The sequence below is a fragment of the Pseudomonas sp. NFACC43 genome (assembly GCF_900119645.1).
GTDB lineage: Bacteria > Pseudomonadota > Gammaproteobacteria > Pseudomonadales > Pseudomonadaceae > Aquipseudomonas.
Genome location: NZ_FPKK01000034.1, coordinates 1 through 2,199 on the forward strand (window position 1 = coordinate 1; position 2,199 = coordinate 2,199).

Below are 2,199 nucleotides of genomic sequence, written 5' to 3' on the forward strand. Positions count from 1 at the left end.
CGATGTGGAGGTGCCGGACAACGGCATCCTGCCGGGAAGCACCCGGATCACGCCGTCGATGCTGCCGCTGGTGGCGCTGGACCAGGACGCCATCGACCGCATCGTGGCGACTGTGCCGGGTGGTGCGCGCAACGTGCAGGACATCTACCCCCTGGCGCCCTTGCAGGAAGGCATTCTCTATCATCACCTCTCGGCGGAGCAGGGTGACCTGTACGTCCTCCAGACGCAGTTCGCCTTCGAGGACCGTGAGCGTCTGGAAGCCTTCGCCCAGGCGTTGCAAGCGGTGATCGATCGCCATGACATCCTGCGCACCAGCGTGGTCTGGGAAGGCCTCGATGAGCCTGTGCAAGTGGTCTGGCGCGAGGCGAAGCTTCACCTCGAAGAGGTCCGGTTCGACCCTACCGCCGGGGACGCCGTAACGCAGCTGCGCCAGCGCTTCGACCCGCGACAGCATCGCCTGGACGTGGGCCAGGCACCGTTGATGCGCCTGGCCTACGGTCAAGACGAGGCCAATCGTCGATGGGTGGCGAGTTTGCTGTTCCACCATATGGCGCTGGATCATACGGCGCTGGAGGTGGTGCAACACGAAATGCAGGCGCACCTGCTGGGCGAGACCGCCCGACTGGCGGAAACGGTGCCCTATCGCAATTATGTGGCGCAGGCACGGTTGGGGGTGACTCGGCAAGAGCATGAAGCCTTCTTCCGTGACATGCTCGGCGACGTGGACGAACCGACATTGCCGTTCGGCCTGCTGGACGTGCAGGGGCAGAACCACGACATCGACGAGGCCCGGCAAGCGCTGGCCCCGGCGCTGGATCTGCGCCTGCGCCAGCAGGCCCGTCAGGCGGGGGTGAGCGTCGCCAGCCTGGTGCACCTGGCCTGGGCCCAGGTGTTGGGCAAGGTGTCCGGCCGGCAGGACGTGGTGTTCGGCACCGTGCTGATGGGCCGGATGCAGGGCGGCGAGGGCGCCGACCGGGCGCTGGGGATGTTCATCAATACCCTGCCATTGCGCGTGACGTTGGGGCAGCAGGGCGTGCGGGCGGGCGTCAAGGCGACCCATGCACGGCTGACGGCCCTGTTGGGCCATGAGCACGCCTCTCTGGCCCTGGCCCAGCGATGCAGTGCCGTGGCGGCGCCATTACCGTTGTTCAGCGCCTTGCTCAACTACCGCCACAGCGCCACTGGCGCAGACGCGGCCTCGACCTCGGCGGTGCAGGCATGGCGCGGTATCCAGGCCCTGGAAGGCGAGGAGCGCACCAACTATCCGCTGACCTTGAACGTCGACGACCTGGGCAACGGCTTCAGTCTGACGGTGCTGGTGGCTGCCGGGATCGGCGCACAACGGGTCTGCGGGTATGTGCAGGCAGCGTTGGAAACACTGGTGGAGGCCCTGGAGCAGACACCCCAGGTGCCGTTGTATCGCCTGCCGATTCTGCCGGCCAGCGAGCGTGAACAGGTGCTGGTGGGTTTCAACGCCACCCAGGCCGAATACCCGCTGGAGCAGACGATTCACGGGCTGTTCGAAGCGCAAGTTCAGCGCACGCCGGAGTCGCTGGCGGTGCTGTATCGTGGGCAACGCCTGACTTATGGCGAACTGAACGAACGGGCCAACCGCCTGGCCCATTACCTGCGCAAGCAGGGGGTGAAACCCGATTCTCGGGTGGCGATCTGTGTCGAGCGCGGCCTCGACATGGTGGTGGGCCTGCTGGCGATCCTCAAGGCCGGCGGCGGTTACGTACCGCTGGATCCGGCTTACCCGGCGGACCGGATCGCCTACATGCTGGAAGACAGCGCCCCGGCGGCGGTGCTGGCCCAGACGGCGACGGCTGGATTGTTGGCCGGCGCTGCGATGCCGGTCATCGATCTGGGTAGCGAACTTTGGCAGGACGAGTCCGTCCTGAATCCCCAGGTTCCGGAACTGACCTCGTCGCACCTGGCCTATGTGATCTACACATCCGGCTCCACCGGTCTGCCCAAGGGCGTGATGATCGAGCACCGCAACACGGTGAACTTCCTGACCTGGGCACAGCGTTCCTTCGATGCGCAGACCCTGTCGAAGACGCTGTTTTCCACTTCGCTGAACTTCGACCTGGCGGTCTATGAGTGCTTCGCGCCGTTGACTTCCGGTGGCAGCATCGACGTGGTCACCAATGTGCTGGAACTGCAACAGGGCGAGCACGACATCACCTTGATCAACAC

At 65.5% G+C, this 2,199-nt stretch carries 1 protein-coding gene; it reads left to right on the forward strand.

The window, feature by feature from the left end; all coding sequences use genetic code 11:
* A partial coding sequence (locus BT179_RS26160; protein ID WP_072449297.1) for an AMP-binding protein occupies nucleotides 1-2,199 on the forward strand: 2,199 nt, incomplete at both ends.